The sequence below is a fragment of the Microbacterium flavescens genome, assembly GCF_018588945.1.
Lineage (GTDB): Bacteria > Actinomycetota > Actinomycetes > Actinomycetales > Microbacteriaceae > Microbacterium > Microbacterium flavescens.
This window is the reverse complement of sequence record NZ_JAFIWA010000003.1, coordinates 296,486-314,034: the sequence shown is the minus strand read 5'-3', so window position 1 is coordinate 314,034 and position 17,549 is coordinate 296,486. Positions and strand designations below refer to the sequence as shown.

The following is a 17,549-nucleotide window of genomic DNA, read 5'->3' as shown; positions in this document are numbered from 1 at the left end:
CCCCTCCGCTGGACCTCACAATCCTACGCCCGCGTCGTCGCGCCTCAGGCCGGGACGCCCGCCAGCTCGCGCGCGGCCATGATGCGCTCGTCACGCGTCTTGATCGCGGGCTCGCCCTCCCGCAGCAGCGAGTACAGCGGAGCGGCGACGAAGATCGTCGAGTACGCGGCCACGATCGTTCCGACGAAGATCGACAGCGAGAGGTCGGTGAGCGTCTGGGCACCCATCCACAGCGCGCCGATGAACAGGATCGCTCCGGTCGGCAGCACGGCCACGACCGTCGTGTTGATCGAGCGCACGAGCGTCTGGTTCACCGCGAGGTTCACGGACTCGCCGAACGTACGGCCCGACACCTCCCCGTCCTCGCTGGTGTTCTCGCGGATCTTGTCGAACACGACCGTGGTGTCGTACAGCGCGTAGGACAGGATCGTGAGGAATCCGATCACCGCCGCGGGAGAGATCTCGAACCCGAACAGCGCGTACACGCCGACGGTGATGATCAGGACGTCCACGAGGCCGATGATCGCCGAGACCGACATCTTCCACGTGCGGAAGTAGAGCGCGAGGATCAGGAAGGTCAGTGCGAGGAAGATCGCCAGACCCCACAGCGACTGCCGCGTGACGTCGGCTCCCCAGCTGGGACCGATGAACGAGGCGCTCACCTCGCTGGCGGGCACCTCGTACGCCTCGGCCAGCGCGGTCGCGACCTCGCGGCTCTCGGCATCCTCGAGCTGGTCGGTCTGAACGCGCACGGCGTCCTCGCCGATGGTGACGACCTTGGTGGTGGCATCCGGGACCACGCTCTGGACGGCCTCCGTCGCAAGCGACTGGTCGACCGGCGTGCTCACGCCGCTCACGGTGAACTGGGATCCGCCGGTGAACTCGATCGAGAACTGCATCGGGCGGAAGAGCGGCACCAGCGCCGCCCCGATCACGAGGATCGCCGCGATGAGGAACCACAGGCGACGGCGCCCGATGAAGGGCAGCGAGGTCTTGCCGGTGTAGAGGTCGTTGCCGAATTGGCTCATGGAGCGCATCAGTCGTCTCCCTCCTTGGCGGTCGTGCCGGGTTTCGACTTGTCGGACGACGTGGCCGCCGCGAGTTCGGCCTGCTTGCGCTCGGCGATCGTCTGCCGGCGGACTGCCTCACCACGGGACTTCACGGCGCGCCGGCCGGCGGTCGTCGTGGAGGTCGCGGCGACCGGCTCGCGGAACTGCGCGCGGCCGCGGTACACGGCGCCGAGTGCGGTCGGGTCGAGCCCCGAGAGCGGATGCCCGCTGCCGAAGAACCTCGTGCGTGCGAGCAGCTGCATCACCGGGTGCGTGAACAGGATGAAGATGAGGACGTCGATCGCGGTCGTGAGTCCGAGCGTGAACGCGAAGCCCTTCACCGTGGCGTCGGCCAGGATGTAGAGCACGACGGCGGCCAGGATGTTGATCGATTTCGAGATGTAGATCGTGCGCTTGGCGCGGTCCCAGCCGTCCTCGACCGCGCTGGTGATCGACTTCCCGTCGCGCAGCTCGTCTCTGATGCGTTCGAAGTAGACGATGAACGAGTCTGCGGTGAAGCCGATGGTCACGATGAGGCCCGCGACGCCGGCCAGCGACAGGCGGAAGCCCATGCGCCACGCGAGGATGCAGAGCGCCAGGTACGTCAGCACGGCCATCACGGCGAGCGACGCGATGATCACGAACCCGAGCGCCCGGTAGACGATCAGCGAGTAGAGCGCGACGAGTGCGAGACCGATGAGACCGGCGATCAGGCCGATCTGCAGCTGCTGCGAGCCGAGCGTCGCCGAGATCGAGTTCGAGCTCTCGACGGTGAAGCTCAGCGGCAGAGCGCCGTACTTGAGCTGGTCGGCGAGGATCTTCGACGTCTCCTGGGTGAAGCTGCCGGTGATGCTCGGGTCGCCGCCGAGGATGACCGCGTTCATCGAGGGCGCCGACAGGACGTACCCGTCGAGCACGAACGCGAACTGGTTGAGGGGCGCTTCCGCGCCGTAGAGGCGCTGGCTGATCTCGCCGAAGATGCGCGTGCCCTCTTCGTCGAAGCGCAGGTTGACCGCCCACAGGCCGTTCTGCTGCTGCAGACCGAACGTGGCGTCGTCGATCGACGAGCCGTCGAGCTCGACCGGGCCGAGGATGTACTTGGCCGTGCCGTCGGGGTCGCAGGTGATGAGCGGCTGGTCGGCCGGTGCCTCAGCCGGCTCGTTCGACGGGTTGGCGCAGTCGTACGCCAGGAACTCCGCCTGAAGCTTGGGTGTGATCCAGGCCATGTCGCTGCCGTCGGTCGGCTCAGCGGTCGGCGTGGCCTCGAGCGTCGGGTCGGGAGTCGGGAACGGCGTCTCCTTGCCGTCCTCGCCCACGAAGGACGTCACCGGTGAGCCGGTGTACAGCACCGCACGCAGCTGCAGCTGCGCCGAGGCCTCGATGCGGTTGCGCGTCTCCTCGTCTGCCTGACCGGGGATCTGGACGACGATCTGGTTGCCGGCCTGGGTCGTGACGTCGGCCTCGCCGACGCCCGAGGCGTCGACGCGCTGGCGGATGATCGTGACCGCCTGGTTCATCTGCTCTTCGGACGGAGCGGCGCCGTCCTCGGTCTGCGCCTCCAGCACGATCTGCGTGCCGCCCTGGAGGTCGAGCGCGAGCTCAGGCGTCCAGGAGCTCTCCTGGAAGACGTAGACGCCGAGGGCGTTGATCGCGGCGAGGAGCGCCGTGATGACGAGGAGGCCGGTCAGCGCGCGCCACGCATGCCGGACGGGAGTGGAAGTCGCCACTGATTCCGCTTTCTGGAAGGCAGCCCCGAGGGGCCGGTGGTCAGGCCTGGGGCTTGGTGCCGGGCTCGGCGTCCGGGTCGGCGTCAGCCTTCGCGGGGGTCTCGGTGACGTCGTCGCTCAGCAGCGGCGCCGGCTCGGCGGCGCCCTCGGCCGGAGCGGTCGCCGTCGGGACGAAGTCGTCCTCGGTCTGCTGCTCGACGGTCGGAGCGACGATCCGGAGGATCGCCTGGCTGTGCACCTTGATGTCGACGCCCGGGGCGATCTCGACGATCGCGGGCTGGTCGAGGTTATCGGGGTCGTACGACACGATCGTGCCGTAGAGCCCGCCCTGCATCAGCACCTCGGCACCGGGCACGGTGTTGCGCGCGCGCTCCTCCTGCTCGAGCTTCTGCTTCGCCATCCGTCGGCGCGAACTCCAGAACATGAAGACCAGGAGCACGACCAGCAGAATGATGAGGCCGTAGTTGGTGAAGAACTCGTTCATGGAGGTGAGGTGACCTTTCGGGTCAGGCGCGCACCAGGGCGGCGCTGCCTGCGAGGAGGAGGGTAGGCGAAAGCCTCCAGTGATTATAGGTCATCGAAGCCGAGCACCGATTCGACGGGCCGGGCGCCCAGATGCGCGTAGGCCTCGGGCGTCGCGACGCGGCCGCGCGGCGTTCGTCCCATGAAGCCGATCCGCACCAGGTAGGGCTCGACGACCGACTCGATCGTCTCCGCCTCCTCGCCGACGGCGACCGCCAGCGTGCCGAGCCCCACGGGGCCGCCGCGGAACCTGCGCACCACCGCGTCGAGCACGGCGCGATCGAGCCGGTCGAGCCCGATGGAGTCCACGTCGTACAGGTCGAGCGCCGCGTCGACGAGCGCCGTGTCGGCCTCCTGGCCATCGCCGTAGACGATCAGGTAGTCCCGCACGCGTCGCAGCAGGCGGTTCGCGATACGGGGCGTTCCGCGGGAGCGCCGGGCGATCTCCGCGCGGGCCGAGTGCGGCACCGACACCCCGAGCATGGCCGCCGATCGCTCGAGGACCCGCTCGAGCTCTTCGGGCTCGTAGTACTCGAGGTGGGCGGTGAACCCGAAGCGGTCGCGCAGCGGGTTCGGCAGCAGCCCCGAGCGCGTCGTCGCGCCGACGAGCGTGAACGGAGCGAGATCGAGCGGGATGCTGGTCGCGCCGGCGCCCTTGCCCACCATGATGTCGATGCGGAAGTCCTCCATCGCGAGGTAGAGCATCTCTTCGGCGGATCGCGCCATGCGATGGATCTCGTCGATGAACAGCACCTCGCCCGGGGTGAGGCTCGACAGCAGCGCCGCGAGATCGCCGGCGTGCTGGATGGCCGGACCGCTCGAGAGCCGCAGCGGGCGCGCGCTCTCGTGCGCCACGATCATCGCGAGGGTCGTCTTGCCGAGGCCGGGCGGGCCGGACAGCAGGATGTGGTCGGGCGGGCGCTGCTGGATGCGCGCGGCGTCGAGCAGCAGCTGCAGCTGCCCGCGCACCTTCTGCTGCCCGACGAACTCGGCAAGGGATGTCGGGCGCAGCGCGCCCTCGATCGCCAGCTCGGTCTCGTCGATCGGCTCGCCGGCGTCGCGAAACTCATCCACCGACCGGCTCCTTCCGCGCGGGGCCGAGGACCGACAGCGTGAGGCGCAGCAGCGCCGGGACGGACGCGCGGTCGCTGGGGGCGGCGTCGCCGGCGACGGACTCGACCGCCTCCGCGGCGACGCGCTCCGACCAGCCGAGGCCGATGAGCGCCTGCACCACCTGCGCGGGGACGGCGGACGAGGCATCCGCTCTGCTCGTCGACGCCGGGTGCGAGGCGAACACCTTGCCGGCGAGCTGGACGACGATGAGCTTGGCCGTCTTGGGACCGATGCCCGAGACGCGGCGGAACGGCGCGTCGTCGTCGGCGCCGACCGCGTCGGCGATCTGCGGGACGGTGAGCGTCGCGAGCACGCCGAGAGCCGACTTCGGCCCGACGCCGGTGACTCCGAGAAGCTGGGTGAAGACCGTCAGCTCGTCGCGCTCCTCGAAGCCGAAGAGCGACAGCGCATCCTCGCGGACGATCAGGTTCGTGTGCAGCATGATCGGCTCGCCCAGACGTGCGCCACGCGACACCTGCGGCGTCACGGCGACCGACAGTCCGACTCCGCCGACCTCGACCACGATCGAATCCTGCTCGATATGCAGCACGGTGCCGCGGACTGACGAGATCATTCTCCGAGCCTACGGGCGCGTTCGGACGTTTGTTCGAGCGACACGCATGTCAGCGGCGGGAGAGGCGCTCGGCGTCGGCCCAGGCCCGCTGCGCGGGCGTGAGGGGTCCGGATGCCGCTCCCGACGTGGTCCCTCGGCGCCACGCGTGGCAGAGCGCCAGCGCGAGCGCGTCGGCCGCGTCGGCCGGCTGCGGCAGTGCGTCGAGCCGCAGCACGCGCGCGACCATGGTCTGGACCTGGAGCTTGTCGGCGGCCCCGTAGCCGGTGACCGCCGCCTTGACCTCAGACGGGGTGTGCGTGGCGGCGGGAAGCCCGCGCTCCCCCGCGACCAGCAGCGCGATGCCGCTCGCCTGAGCCGTTCCCATCACGGTCTGGCGGTTGTGCTGGGCGAACACGCGCTCCACGGCGACCACCTGGGGTCCGTGCTCGTCGATCACCGCGCGCAGTCCGGCCGCGATCAGGGCCAGCCGCTGCTCGATGGCCGCGCCGGGATCGGAGCGGACCACGCCGACGTGCACGAGCCGTGCGGAGCGGTCGGGCGCGACGTCGACGACCCCCACGCCGCAGCGCGTCAGCCCGGGGTCGATGCCCAGGACGCGCAGCGTGCCGCGCACGGGAGGAGTGGTCACTCCCCCACGCTAGGCGCGACGTCGGCGCGACCGATCCAGGCGCGCCATGATCGCGGGCGCGGGCTACTCGTCGTTCTCGAGCTCGGCCTGGACCTCGGGGCTGAGGTCGAAGTTGGTGAAGACGCTCTGCACGTCGTCGCTGTCTTCCAGAGCGTCGATCAGGCGGAAGATCTTGCGCGCGGTGTCGGCGTCGATCTCGACCTTGAGGTTCGGCACGAACTCGACGTCGGCCGACTCGTACTCGATGCCCGCGTCCTGCAGAGCGGTGCGGACCGCGACCAGATCGGTGGCCTCGGTGATGACCTCGAAGCCCTGGGCGTGCGATTCGACCTCTTCGGCGCCGGCCTCGAGGACGGCCATCATGACGTCGTCCTCGCTGGTGCCCTCGTCGGAGACGACGATGACGCCCTTTCGCGTGAAGTTGTAAGCGACGCTGCCCGGGTCGGCGAGGGTGCCGCCGTTGCGGGTGAGCGCCGTGCGCACCTCCGCCGCCGCACGGTTCTTGTTGTCGGTGAGGCACTCGATCATGAGGGCGACGCCGTTCGGGCCGTAGCCCTCGTACATGATCGAGAGGTACTCGACCGACTCGCCGCCGATGCCGGCGCCGCGCTTGATGGCGCGGTCGATGTTGTCCTTGGGGACCGACGTCTTCTTCGCCTTGAGGACGGCGTCGAACAGTGTCGGGTTGCCCTGCAGGTCGGGACCGCCCAGTTTCGCGGCGACCTCGATGTTCTTGATGAGCTTGGCCCACGACTTGGCCCGGCGTGCGTCGATGACCGCCTTCTTGTGCTTCGTCGTGGCCCACTTGGAATGCCCGGACATACTTCTCCTGATCAGCTCGACGGCGGCTCTCCCGCCCGGCCGCGGCCGACCGCGCATCGGGGTCCGGCCACCGGCTGACCATTCTAAACCTGCCCCGCCCGCGGCGTGAGGCGGCGATCGGCCGGTCAGCCCAGGATCCGGCGGAGCGTGCGCAGGTTGCGGTTCGTGGTGCGGGGCTTGTAGGCGGCCTTGGCGAGCAGCTTCGCGAACGGGGTGTCGACGGTCGTCCCCTTGACCGGATTCCAGTAGACGACGCCCGGCCCCGGCGCGACAGGGTCCGCCGACGGATCCAGCTCGGTCGCGCCGCTGACCAGCTCGTCGCGCGTCGCGTCGTCGACGCAGAAGATCACCCAGGGCTGCCGCGACGCGTCCGTGTCGTCGAACGGGAAGGCGTCGGCGGCCGTCGCGAGCTCCCGCGCCGTGACGAGCACGATCCAGGCGTCGTAGCCGAATCGGTCGCCGAGCGCCTTCTCGATCGCGCTCTTGAGCTTCGGACGAGCGGATGCCGCGTCCCCGGCCTCGAACACCACGTTGCCGCTCGCGAGCACCGTGCGCACGGCGTCGAACCCCAGCTCGGCGAACACGTCTTTCAGGTCGGCATTGCGGATCGTGATGCCCCCGACATTCACCCCGCGCAGGAGCGCCACCCAGGTCGTCATCGGATCAGAGGGCGAACTCGAAGCCGAAGCGCGACGACAGCAGGGCGACGAGGTCGCGCGGGACCTTCGTGAGGTAGGCAGGCGCCGGCGCGAGCGTCTGGGGAGAGCCGATGAACGGGAAGTAGACGGGACCGTCGGTGAGCGCCTCGACCGCATCGCGCACGGCGACGATCTCTCCCCCGATGCGGCGAAGCCCCGCGAGCGTGATCGGGCTGGCCAGCCGCAGCGTGTCGCTCACGGGCATGCGCCAGTGCGGCAGGTCGTCGCCGCGACGAGACCGCGTCTCCTCGCCGAGAGGACCGAGGACACGGCCCCATGCGGCGATCCCGGGAACCGGAAGCGTGCGGTCCCAGACGAACAGCGTGTCGCCGGGCTGGGTGAATCCCACGAGCTCGTGCGACCATTCGAACCGGCGATCGTCCCCCGACTTGGGCGCGGACAGTGCGTCGCCCACGATCCCCCGCGACGGGGCGATCATCCAGTAGCGCTCCTCGGGACGCTCGCGCCACCAGTCGTTGATCGTCATGCTGGAAATCTAACCCGAGCCCGCACAGCCGGTCAGGCGGAACGCACGGTGTCGAGGAACAGCCGGTGGAATCGGTGCTCGCCGGTCACCTCGGGGTGGAACGCGGTCGCGAGCAGGTTGCCTTGCCGCACCGCGACGATCCGGCCGTCGTCGAGCTGAGCGAGCCGCTCCACGTCCGCACCCGCCTCCTCGACGAGCGGCGCCCGGATGAAGACCGCGTGGACGGGCTCGTCGCCGAGGATCGGAACAGCCAGATCGGTCTCGAACGAGTCCACCTGGCTCCCGAACGCATTGCGCCGGACGGTCACGGCGAGTCCGCCGAACGTCTGCTGGCCCGCGATTCCGTCGGTGATGCGGTCGGCCAGGAGGATCATGCCGGCGCACGTCCCGTACACCGGAAGTCCTCCCGCGATCGCGTCACGCACGGGCTCTCGCATTCCGAAGGCGCGCGAGAGCTTGTCGATCACGCTGGATTCGCCGCCCGGGATGACCAGGCCGTCGACGGCGGCGAGCTCCTCCGGCCGTCGCACCGGCACCACGTCGGCGCCGAGCCCCGAGAGCACGCGTGCGTGCTCTCGGACGTCGCCCTGCAGGGCGAGGACGCCGACGTGGGGACGCGACCGCGTCATGAGGCGGAGCCGGTCACCAGCCGCGCTCGGCGAGGCGGTGCGGAGCAGGGAGGTCGGAGACGTTGATCCCGACCATCGCCTCGCCGAGGCCGCGCGACACGTCGGCGACGACCTTGGCGTCGTCGTAGAACGTCGTCGCCTTCACGATCGCCGCCGCGCGCTGCGCGGGATTGCCCGACTTGAAGATGCCCGAGCCGACGAAGACGCCGTCGGCGCCCAGCTGCATCATCATCGCCGCGTCTGCCGGAGTCGCGACGCCGCCGGCCACGAAGAGCACCACGGGAAGCTTGCCGGTCTCGGCGACCTCTGCCACGAGGTCGTAGGGCGCCTGGAGCTCCTTCGCCGCGACGTAGAGCTCGTCCTTCGTCAGCGACCGGAGCCGATTGATCTCGCCCGAGATGGTGCGGATGTGCTTCGTGGCCTCCGAGACGTCGCCGGTGCCGGCCTCACCCTTCGAGCGGATCATCGCCGCACCCTCGGTGATGCGGCGAAGCGCCTCGCCGAGGTTCGTCGCCCCGCACACGAACGGGACGGTGAAGCCCCACTTGTCGATGTGGTTGACGTAGTCCGCCGGCGACAGCACCTCCGACTCGTCGATGTAGTCGACGCCGAGCTCCTGCAGCACCTGTGCCTCGACGAAGTGGCCGATGCGCGCCTTCGCCATGACGGGGATCGACACCGCGTCGATGATGCCGTCGATCATGTCGGGGTCGCTCATGCGCGAGACGCCGCCCTGGGCCCGGATGTCCGCGGGGACGCGCTCGAGCGCCATCACGGCGACGGCGCCGGCGTCTTCGGCGATCTTCGCCTGCTCGACCGTGACGACGTCCATGATGACGCCGCCCTTGAGCATCTCGGCGAGTCCGCGCTTGACGCGTCCGGTGCCGGTGTCGACAGTGCTCACAGCGATTCCCTTCGGAAGGTCGCGCGACAAGGCGCGACGCGAGTGTGGATCGGGTTTGACCTAGGCCAAAAGATATCATGTACCGCGACCTAGACTCGGACCGCGAAAGGCGGTGCCATGGACCTCGAGATCAGCGGCCGATCCGCATCGGAGATCGCCGACAGTCTGCGCTCCCTCATCGAGCGCGGGATGCTGCGACCCGGCGACCCGCTCCCCTCGGTGCGCGCGCTGGCCGACGAACTCGGCGTCAATCGCAACACCGCGGTCGCCGCCTATCGGCAGCTGACCCAGGCGGGCGTCATCGTGACCCGGGGGCGCGGCGGAACGCACGTCGCCGACCACTCGGCCGTCGCCCAGGAGGGCTTCGCCGCCGACAGCGTGCTGCGCGACGTCGGCACCGGCAATCCCGATCCCGACCTGATCCCCCCGATAGAGCAGGCGCTCGCCCGGGCGGCCGGCCGGCCGGTGCTGTACGGCGAGCCCGTCATCGATCCCGACCTCGAGGCCTGGGCGCAGCGGTGGATGACCGAGGGGCTGGAGGTCGCGGCATCCGCTCGCCTCACCATCACCAGCGGGGCCGCCGACGCCGTCGAGCGGCTCCTGGCGCAGGCGCTCACCCGCGACGACGCCGTCGCCCTCGAGGACCCCTGCTTCCTCGCCAGCATCCACACCGTGCGACTCGGCGGCTACCGGCCCGTCCCCGTGCCCGTCGACGACGAGGGCATGACCGTGGACGGGCTCCGCCGTGCGCTGGAAGACGGCGTCCGCGCGGTCGTGTGCACTCCGCGCGCGCAGAACCCGACGGGCGCGAGCCTGTCGGAGCGCCGAGCGGCCGAGCTGCGCGCGCTGCTGCGGAACCACCCCTACGTGCTGGTGATCGAGGACGACCACTTCTCGATGCTCTCGCGCCGCCCGTACCACTCGCTCATCGGACCGGGGCACCGGCGGTGGGCGCTCGTGCGCTCCGTCTCGAAGTTCCTCGGGCCCGACATGTGCCTCGCCGTGACGGCATCCGATCCCGAGACCGCCGACAGGCTCGCGATGCGCCTGACGCCCGGCACCACGTGGGTCAGCCACCTCCTCCAGCGGCTGGTGCACGCGCTGGTGAGCGACACCGCCACGGCGTCCGCCATCGAGAGCGCGGGCGTGCACTACGCCGAACGGAACGCCGCATTCGCCGAGCGACTGGCCGCGCACGGGCTCGCCGCCGAAGCCGGCGACGGCCTCAACCTCTGGGTCGCACTCCCGGCCCCCGCCCGATCGGTGTCGGAGCAGCTGATGCGCCGCGGCTGGCTCGCGCGCACGGGCGACGAGTTCGTCCTCGCCGTCGGAACTCCGTCTCGGCGGCTGCGACTGACGGTCCACGATCTCGACGACGACGACGCCGAGAAGCTCGCCGCAGACCTCGCGGCATCGGTCCGCGCCGCTCGCGGACGACCCGTCCTGGCCGAGGTGGGATGATCGAGCGGTGAAGATCCTCTCGATCCAGTCGGCCGTCGCCTACGGCCACGTGGGCAACTCGGCCGCCGTCTTCCCGCTCCAGCGCATCGGCGTCGAGGTCCTCCCCGTCTACACGGTGAACTTCTCCAACCACACCGGCTACGGCGCCTGGCGCGGGCCGCTCATCGATCCCGACGACGTGCGCGCGGTCATCCTCGGCATCGAGGAGCGCGGCGCCTTCCCGCACATCGACGTCGTGCTGTCCGGCTATCAGGGCGGCGAGGGCATCGCCGACGTCATCCTCGACACGGTGCAGCGCGTCAAGCAGGCCAACCCGTCGGCGGTGTACTCGTGCGATCCCGTGATGGGCAATGCCAAGTCGGGCTGCTTCGTAGCCCCGGCCATCCCGATCCTGCTGCGCGATCGCGTCGTGCCGGCTGCCGACATCATCACGCCCAACCAGTTCGAGCTGGGCTTCCTCACCGACACCCAGCCCGACACCCTGGACTCGACCCTCGCCTCCGTCGAGCTGATCCGGGCCACGGGGCCCCGCACCGTGCTGGTCACGAGCGTCGAGCGCCCTGACGCGCCGGAGGACACCATCGAGATGCTCGCCGTAGACGACTCCGGCGCCTGGATCGTGCGCACCCCGCACATCCCGATGAAGACCAACGGCTCGGGCGACGTGACCGCGGCGCTCTTCACGGCGCATTACCGCGGCACCGGCGACCTCGGCTACGCGCTCGCGCGCACCACGTCGAGCGTGTTTGACCTGCTCGAGCGCACGCACACGTCGGGTGAGCGCGAGCTCCAGCTCGTCGAGTCGCAGGAGGCGTACGCGCACCCGCGGATGCAGTTCGACGTCACCCGAGTGGCGTGAGAGATGAGCGGATGCCTCGGCCGAGGCATCCGCTTCACTCGTTCTCAGTCGTGCCAGGCCTCGGCGACGGTGCGGCGCACGTCGCCGAGAAGCTGCGGCAGCGCCTTCGTGCGGGCGATGATCGGGAAGAAGTTGGCGTCGGACGCCCACCGCGGCACGACGTGCTGGTGGAGGTGCTCGTCGACGCCGGCGCCCGCCACGCTGCCCTGATTCATGCCGATGTTGAAGCCGTCGCAGTGTGAGACGGACCGCAGCACGCGCATCGCCTGCTGGGTCAGCGCGCCGATCTCGGCGATCTCCTCATCGGTTGCCTGGTCGTAGGTGGCGATGTGGCGATACGGGCAGACCAGCAGGTGGCCCGAGTTGTACGGGAACAGATTCAGCAGCGCGTAAGCCGTGCGGCCGCGCGCCACGATGAGGCCGTCCTCATCGGACTTGTGCGGCGCCTCGCAGAACGGGCATGCGGCCCGGAGCGGGTCGGGTCCGGCCTTGATGTAGGCCATGCGGTGCGGGGTCCACAGCCGCTGGAACCCGTCGGGCACGCCCGGGAGCGTCGCCGCGTCGATGAGCGCGGCGTCCGCCTCCTGGGGGGCGTCGCTCACGAGCCCTTCGACAGGCTCAGGAACCGAGACTTCGCTGTCGCGACTTCCCGCAAGCGGGGCGTCGCTCACGCGAAGTCCTCAGCGCCGTTCACGAGGGCGTGGGTCGCGATCGCTTCCCGCACGCGGCGGACGGCGTCGCCGATGGGCACGCCGTTCTCCTGAGAGCCGTCGCGGAAGCGGAACGAGACCGTGCCGGCGGCCTGGTCCTGTGCTCCGGCGATCAGCATGAGCGGCACCTTCTGCGTGGTGTGCGTGCGGATCTTCTTCTGCATGCGGTCGTCGCTGTGGTCGAGCTCGGCGCGCACGCCCTCGCCCTTCAGCAGCGCGATGACCTCGCCGAGGTAGTCGGCGAAGTCGTCGGCGACCGGGATGCCCACGACCTGCACCGGGGACAGCCACACCGGGAAGGCGCCGGCGTAGTGCTCCAGCAGGATCGCGAAGAAGCGCTCGATCGAGCCGAAGAGCGCACGGTGGATCATGATCGGCCGCTTCTTCTGGCCGTCGCGGTCGGTGTATTCGAGCTCGAACCGCTCGGGCAGGTTCGGATCGACCTGGACGGTCGACAGCTGCCACACGCGGCCGATCGCGTCACGGGTCTTCAGATCGATCTTCGGGCCGTAGAACGCCGCCTCGCCGGGCACCTCGGTGAGCTTGAGCCCGCTCGCCAGGGCGACGTTGCGCAGCGCGTTGGTCGAGTACTCCCAGAACTCGTCCGAGCCGATCCACTTGTCCTTCTCGTCGTCGCGCATGGAGAGCTCAAGCTCGAACTCCTCCAGGCCGAAGTCGCGCAGCATCGAGATGACGAAGTCGAGGACGCGGGTCGTCTCCTGCTCGAGCTGCTCCGGGGTGACGAAGAGGTGCGAGTCGTCCTGGGTGAAGCCGCGCACGCGGGTGAGTCCGTGCAGGGCGCCGGACAGCTCGTTGCGGTACACCGTGCCGTTCTCGGCCAGACGCATCGGCAGGTCGCGGTAGCTGCGCGCACGCTCCTTGAAGATCAGGATGTGCATCGGGCAGTTCATCGGCTTGAGGTAGTAGTCGACCCCGGCCTTGGTGACCTCGCCGTGCTCGTCGCGCTCCTCGTCGAGGTGGATGGGCGGGAACATCCCCTCCTTGTAGGTGACGAGGTGGTTCGACTGCAGGAAGAGGTCCTGCTTGGAGATGTGCGGCGTGTACACGTAGGTGTACCCGCCCTCGATGTGGCGTCGGCGGGCGTGCTGCTCCATCTCGCCGCGGACGACGCCGCCGCGCGGGTGCCACACCGACAGACCCGAGCCGATCTCGTCCGGGAACGAGAACAGGTCGAGCTCCTTGCCGAGCTTGCGGTGGTCGCGCTTGGCGGCCTCCTCGAGGCGCTGCTGGTAGGCGCGCAGCTCGTCCTTCGTCGGCCACGCGGTGCCGTAGATGCGCTGCAGCTGCGGGTTCTTCTCGCTCCCCCGCCAGTACGCGCCGGCGACTCGCTGGAGCGCCCAGCCGTTGCCGATCATGCGGGTGTTCGGCAGGTGAGGGCCGCGGCAGAGGTCCTTCCAGACGGTCTGGCCGTCGCGGTCGACGTTGTCGTAGATCGTCAGCTCGCCGGCGCCGACCTCGACAGAGGCGCCCTCGGCGGCTTCCTTCGACCCGCCCTTGAGTCCGATCAGCTCGAGCTTGAACGGCTCGTCGACCAGCTCCACGCGGGCTTCTTCGTCCGTCACCACCCGGCGCACGAAGCGCTGGCCTTCACGGATGATGCGCTGCATCTCCTTGTCGATGGCCTTCACATCTTCGGGGGTGAACGGATGCTCGACCCCGAAGTCGTAGTAGAAGCCGTCGGTGATCGGCGGCCCGATGCCGAGGTTGGCCTGCGGGTTGATGCGCTGGACGGCCTGGGCGAGGACATGCGCTGCGGAGTGCCGCAGGATGTTCAGCCCGTCGGGGCTGTCGATGGTGACGGGCTCGACCTCATCGGAATCCTCGACACGCGTGGCGAGGTCTTTGAGCTCGCCGTTCACGCGGAGGGCGACCACAGAGCGGTCGGGGAAGAGGGCGAAGCCGTCGGCGGGGTATGACACGTCAGTCACGGGAAACTCTCCTGGAGGTGGCTCGGATCAAGGCTACTCAGCTTCGGACGCACCACGCGTCCTGCCCGCTCAGGCGCCGAGCGTTCGCGTGCCGGCTGTCACAGCCCCGGCCACGTGCGTCGACACGACGAGTTCCATGCGTCGAGTCTATCCAGACGACCCGCGCGACCCGCGCGTACGCTCGGCAGCATGAGGCGGCGGAGCATCGAGTCCCGGGCGATCGCGTCGGTCGGCTACGACCCCGCCATGGCCATCCTCGAGATCGAGTTCACTTCCGGCGATGTCTACGAGTACTTCGCCGTTCCTCCCTCGGTGCACGACGGTCTGCTCGCCGCCGAGAGCCCCGGGCGCTTCTTCCAGTCGCGCATCCGCCAGAAGTACCCCGATCGCCAGAAGCGCTGAGACTGCGGGAAAAAGCAAAAACCCCCGGAACTCCGGGGGTTTTCAGTGGTGCGCGATACTGGGATCGAACCAGTGACCTCTTCCGTGTCAGGGAAGCGCGCTACCGCTGCGCCAATCGCGCCTGTACAGGCTATTCAATTCGAGTGGAGGTGGCGACGGGATTCGAACCCGTGTAAACGGCTTTGCAGGCCGGTGCCTAGCCGCTCGGCCACGCCACCGCGTGTGGTTTGACCCCACGTGCCGTGACTCCCTCGAAAGGAAATCCCTGCACTCGAGCGGATGACGAGACTCGAACTCGCGACCCTCACCTTGGCAAGGTGATGCGCTACCAACTGCGCTACATCCGCATTTCGCTCCCGGGATTCGCACCCCGGGCACTTGAACGACTTTATCCCACGAACGGCGGAGTGCAAAACCGAGCGTGGCCCGCGCGTGTCATCCGATCGGCGTCTGAGGCACCCTCCCGCATCCGGTAGTATCGAGTCTCGGCCCCCAGGGCCACGGGCGATTGGCGCAGTTGGTAGCGCGCTTCCTTCACACGGAAGAGGTCATCAGTTCGAGTCTGGTATCGCCCACAGTCAGACCCCCGCCGCGGCGGGGGTTTCGTCGTCTCCGAGCGTGAGGATCCTCTCACCGCCCTAGCGAATGTGAGCGGTAACGCGTTAGCCTGGCGCCCGAATCTCCTGCACCATCCGGAAAAGAGGGCACCGATGCCGAACATTCCATCTCCCGCCTCGCCGCACCGAAAGCCGAGGCGGCGCACCGCAGCCCGGATCCTGTCGCTCGCGACGACGGGCGCCTTGGGCGTGGCCATGCTGGCAGCCTCGCCGGCGATGGCTCAGCTCCCCGAGGTCCCGGCCGAGTCCGCGACCCCGACCGCGTCCGCCGCCGCTCCCGCAGCCGCTGGTGAGGAGGAGCAGAAGTACGAGCGCTACGTCTTCGCGTCCTTCCATGGCGGCGACGACGGCGGCAGGAACGGCGAGCAGATCTGGATCAGCGCGTCCAAGGGGAACGACCCTCTCAACTGGTACGAGCTGAACTACGACGAGGGCACGTCCGTCTCCCAGCCGATCCTCCAGACGGTGACCCCGCCCCGGGGCGAGACCGGCCTTCGCGACCCCTCCCTCATCCGTTCCGCGGACGGCGAGAAGTTCTTCCTGCTCGCAACCGACCTGAAGACGTATCAGGACGGCCAGTCGTGGTCTTACCGACAGTCGAAGGGCTCGCGCAACCTCGTGGTCTACGAGTCCGACGACCTCGTGAACTGGTCGGAGCCCCGCTTCATCAAGGTCGAGGACGACCACGCCGGCAACGTGTGGGCGCCTGAGGCGTTCTACGACGAGAAGACCGGTCAGTACATCGTCTTCTGGGCGTCGAACCTGTACCCGACCGACGACATCGAGAACCGCAACACCTCGCAGATCTCGTACAACCGCATCCGGGTGGCCACGACGACCGATTTCGTCACGTTCAGCGAGCCGACCACGTGGATCAATCTCGATCGATCGACCGGCCGACAGGGCTGGGGAATGATCGACACGACGATGATCGCGACGGATGACCGCGTCTACCGTCTCACCAAGGACGAGAACGGCTTCCGCGTCCTTCTCCAGTACATCGACTCGCTCGACGACCTCTACGACACGTGGGGTGCCGAGGAGACCACCCCGCACGTGGTGAACCGCAACCCGATCAATCCGCTGACGGAGAACCCGAACGCGTGGACCATGGTGGGCAACCCCAACGGCTCGAGCAAGTGGCAGATCCCGGGCCTGTCCGGCGGCAACCTCGAGGGTCCGCTCGTCTTCAAGGACAACGTCGAGGACAAGTGGTACGTCTTCATCGACTACGCGTCCGGCGGCGGGTACGTCGCGTGGACCGCGGACTCCATGGACACACCGCCGAACGAGTGGGAGTACCTCGGCCAGTCGTGGTGCAACACGACCGGCCTCTCGAGCACGTGCGACGCCCCCTCGGAGACGTCGCCGTACTGGTCGCTTCCCGTCAGCCCGCGTCACGGCTCCGTGCTGCCCGTCACGCTCGAGGAGTGGGAGGGCGTCATGGCGCACTACAACTCCCCCGTCCACGTCGAGGCGTCCCTCGTCGACTCCGACGGCGCCGCCGTCGAGAATGACACCTGGCTGAACGAAGCGCCGAGCCTCAAGGTCGACTGGACCGACTTCAACGACACGGGTCTGTCGCCGGCATGGCTCCGCCTGATCGAGGGGCACAACGGCGGCGCCCGCGTGGTCGCGGAAGAGTCCATCACCACCGGGATCACGCAGGGCATGACGGTGCCGGTGAACGCGGTCGAGGGGACCAACTGGGCCCAGTTGGAGTACCGGGATGCCTCGCTCGGCGGTGATGCGGTCATGCTGTGGACCACTGATGTGCCGTACAAGCTGGACACCACGGCGCCCGACGTCGACGTGCAGGTCGACGGCTGGGACCTCACCGTGACCGCGACCGATCCGGTGCCCGCCAACGGCGCGGAGAACTCCGGCCTGGCGTCCTGCGAGTCCCGGGTGGATGACGGGGAATGGGCGGAATGCGAGGAGAGCTCGGTTCTCCCGGCATCCATCGTCGATCGGACCGTCACGGTCCGCGCGACCGACAACGCGGGGAACGTGACCACCGAGACGGCTGTCGTGGAGGGCAGCGGACTCGTCTCCGCGTCGGTGGATCACCGCTGCGTCGGCTCGAAGGTCATGCTGATCGTCACCGTGACCAACACCGAGTCCGCTCCCGTCACCTCCACGGTGACCACTCCGTACGGATCGCGCCCGATGCCTTCGCTCGGCGAGGGGAAGTCGCGCTCGCACGCCTTCACGACGCGCGCGGCCGACATCCCGGACGGATCGGTCGAGATCGCGAGCACCGCCACGATCGGCGGTGAGACGGTCAGCGTGAAGGAGGTCGTCGAGTACGCATCGGCCGACTGCGGCTGAGCGCAGCGCACAGCGTCGAGGGGTGCGCCACCGGTTCGTCCGTGGGCGCACCCCTCGTCCCGCGTCG

Annotated in this window: 17 protein-coding genes and 4 tRNA genes; 5 read left to right on the top strand and 16 right to left on the bottom strand. The window is 69.1% G+C overall.

Annotation, left to right across the window (positions count from 1 at the left end):
• Positions 1-44 precede the first annotated feature (44 nt).
• From secF to pdxS, 11 genes are all read right to left on the bottom strand, one after another.
• Positions 45-1,037 (bottom strand): protein translocase subunit SecF, encoded by a 993-nt coding sequence (secF, locus tag JX005_RS08405; protein WP_214467032.1) that lies wholly within the window; start codon positions 1,035-1,037, stop codon positions 45-47.
• Positions 1,037-2,776, bottom strand: coding sequence for a protein translocase subunit SecD (gene secD / locus JX005_RS08400; RefSeq protein ID WP_214467031.1), 1,740 nt, complete (start codon positions 2,774-2,776; stop codon positions 1,037-1,039). The genes secF and secD overlap by 1 nt, the downstream gene beginning before the upstream one ends.
• Before the next feature lie 40 nt (positions 2,777-2,816).
• Positions 2,817-3,260, bottom strand: coding sequence for a preprotein translocase subunit YajC (locus tag JX005_RS08395; protein ID WP_214467030.1), 444 nt, complete (start codon positions 3,258-3,260; stop codon positions 2,817-2,819).
• Positions 3,261-3,343: 83 nt separating this feature from the next.
• Positions 3,344-4,372 carry a Holliday junction branch migration DNA helicase RuvB gene (gene ruvB / locus JX005_RS08390; protein ID WP_214467029.1) on the bottom strand — a complete coding sequence of 343 codons (1,029 nt, stop codon included), beginning with the start codon at positions 4,370-4,372 and terminating at the stop codon, positions 3,344-3,346.
• Positions 4,365-4,985 (bottom strand): Holliday junction branch migration protein RuvA, encoded by a 621-nt coding sequence (gene ruvA / locus JX005_RS08385; protein ID WP_214467028.1) that lies wholly within the window; start codon positions 4,983-4,985, stop codon positions 4,365-4,367. The genes ruvB and ruvA overlap by 8 nt, the downstream gene beginning before the upstream one ends.
• A 49-nt stretch (positions 4,986-5,034) precedes the next feature.
• The gene (ruvC, locus tag JX005_RS08380) at positions 5,035-5,598 is read right to left on the bottom strand and encodes a crossover junction endodeoxyribonuclease RuvC (protein ID WP_214467164.1); all 564 of its coding nucleotides are present in this window, start codon (positions 5,596-5,598) and stop codon (positions 5,035-5,037) included.
• A 78-nt stretch (positions 5,599-5,676) separates the two neighbouring features.
• Positions 5,677-6,435: a YebC/PmpR family DNA-binding transcriptional regulator gene (locus JX005_RS08375; RefSeq protein ID WP_214467027.1), complete on the bottom strand. Its 759-nt coding sequence runs from the start codon at positions 6,433-6,435 to the stop codon at positions 5,677-5,679.
• A 125-nt stretch (positions 6,436-6,560) separates the two neighbouring features.
• On the bottom strand, positions 6,561-7,094 hold the full coding sequence (locus JX005_RS08370; protein ID WP_214467026.1) for a DUF1697 domain-containing protein: 534 nt from the start codon (positions 7,092-7,094) through the stop codon (positions 6,561-6,563).
• A 4-nt stretch (positions 7,095-7,098) separates the two neighbouring features.
• On the bottom strand, positions 7,099-7,620 hold the full coding sequence (locus tag JX005_RS08365; RefSeq protein WP_214467025.1) for a hypothetical protein: 522 nt from the start codon (positions 7,618-7,620) through the stop codon (positions 7,099-7,101).
• A gap of 32 nt (positions 7,621-7,652) precedes the next feature.
• Positions 7,653-8,249 (bottom strand): pyridoxal 5'-phosphate synthase glutaminase subunit PdxT, encoded by a 597-nt coding sequence (gene pdxT / locus JX005_RS08360; RefSeq protein ID WP_214467024.1) that lies wholly within the window; start codon positions 8,247-8,249, stop codon positions 7,653-7,655.
• A gap of 13 nt (positions 8,250-8,262) precedes the next feature.
• The gene (pdxS, locus tag JX005_RS08355) at positions 8,263-9,153 is read right to left on the bottom strand and encodes a pyridoxal 5'-phosphate synthase lyase subunit PdxS (protein ID WP_214467023.1); all 891 of its coding nucleotides are present in this window, start codon (positions 9,151-9,153) and stop codon (positions 8,263-8,265) included.
• Positions 9,154-9,270: 117 nt separating this feature from the next.
• On the opposite strand from pdxS, the gene JX005_RS08350 reads away from it, so the two are divergent.
• Together JX005_RS08350 and pdxY are read left to right on the top strand one after the other, a co-directional pair.
• A complete protein-coding gene (locus JX005_RS08350) occupies positions 9,271-10,614 on the top strand; it encodes an aminotransferase class I/II-fold pyridoxal phosphate-dependent enzyme (RefSeq protein WP_214467022.1) in 1,344 nt (447 codons plus the stop codon).
• A 7-nt stretch (positions 10,615-10,621) separates the two neighbouring features.
• Complete coding sequence (gene pdxY, locus JX005_RS08345; RefSeq protein WP_214467021.1) at positions 10,622-11,473, top strand: pyridoxal kinase PdxY; 852 nt, start codon at positions 10,622-10,624, stop codon at positions 11,471-11,473.
• Between the two features lie 44 nt (positions 11,474-11,517).
• Here the strand turns inward: pdxY and JX005_RS08340 are convergent, their stop codons facing one another.
• Positions 11,518-12,075, bottom strand: a complete 558-nt coding sequence (locus tag JX005_RS08340) for an HIT family protein (RefSeq protein WP_307858532.1) — start codon at positions 12,073-12,075, stop codon at positions 11,518-11,520.
• A 65-nt stretch (positions 12,076-12,140) separates the two neighbouring features.
• On the bottom strand, positions 12,141-14,132 hold the full coding sequence (gene thrS, locus JX005_RS08335) for a threonine--tRNA ligase (protein ID WP_214467019.1): 1,992 nt from the start codon (positions 14,130-14,132) through the stop codon (positions 12,141-12,143).
• Positions 14,133-14,321: 189 nt separating this feature from the next.
• Between thrS and JX005_RS08330 the strand changes: the two genes are divergently transcribed.
• Positions 14,322-14,534, top strand: coding sequence for a KTSC domain-containing protein (locus JX005_RS08330; protein WP_214467018.1), 213 nt, complete (start codon positions 14,322-14,324; stop codon positions 14,532-14,534).
• A 46-nt stretch (positions 14,535-14,580) separates the two neighbouring features.
• Here the strand turns inward: JX005_RS08330 and JX005_RS08325 are convergent.
• The 3 genes from JX005_RS08325 to JX005_RS08315 all read right to left on the bottom strand — a co-directional run bounded on the left by JX005_RS08325 (position 14,581) and on the right by JX005_RS08315 (position 14,881).
• Positions 14,581-14,655, bottom strand: a tRNA-Val gene (locus JX005_RS08325).
• A gap of 23 nt (positions 14,656-14,678) precedes the next feature.
• Positions 14,679-14,752: transfer RNA gene (locus JX005_RS08320), tRNA-Cys, on the bottom strand.
• A 56-nt stretch (positions 14,753-14,808) separates the two neighbouring features.
• Positions 14,809-14,881 (bottom strand) — tRNA-Gly (locus JX005_RS08315).
• A 155-nt stretch (positions 14,882-15,036) separates the two neighbouring features.
• On the opposite strand from JX005_RS08315, the gene JX005_RS08310 reads away from it, so the two are divergent.
• Both JX005_RS08310 and JX005_RS08305 read left to right on the top strand, forming a co-directional pair.
• Positions 15,037-15,109 (top strand) — tRNA-Val (locus JX005_RS08310).
• A 135-nt stretch (positions 15,110-15,244) separates the two neighbouring features.
• On the top strand, positions 15,245-17,482 hold the full coding sequence (locus JX005_RS08305) for a glycoside hydrolase family 43 protein (RefSeq protein ID WP_214467017.1): 2,238 nt from the start codon (positions 15,245-15,247) through the stop codon (positions 17,480-17,482).
• The last annotated feature ends 67 nt before the right edge of the window (positions 17,483-17,549 follow it).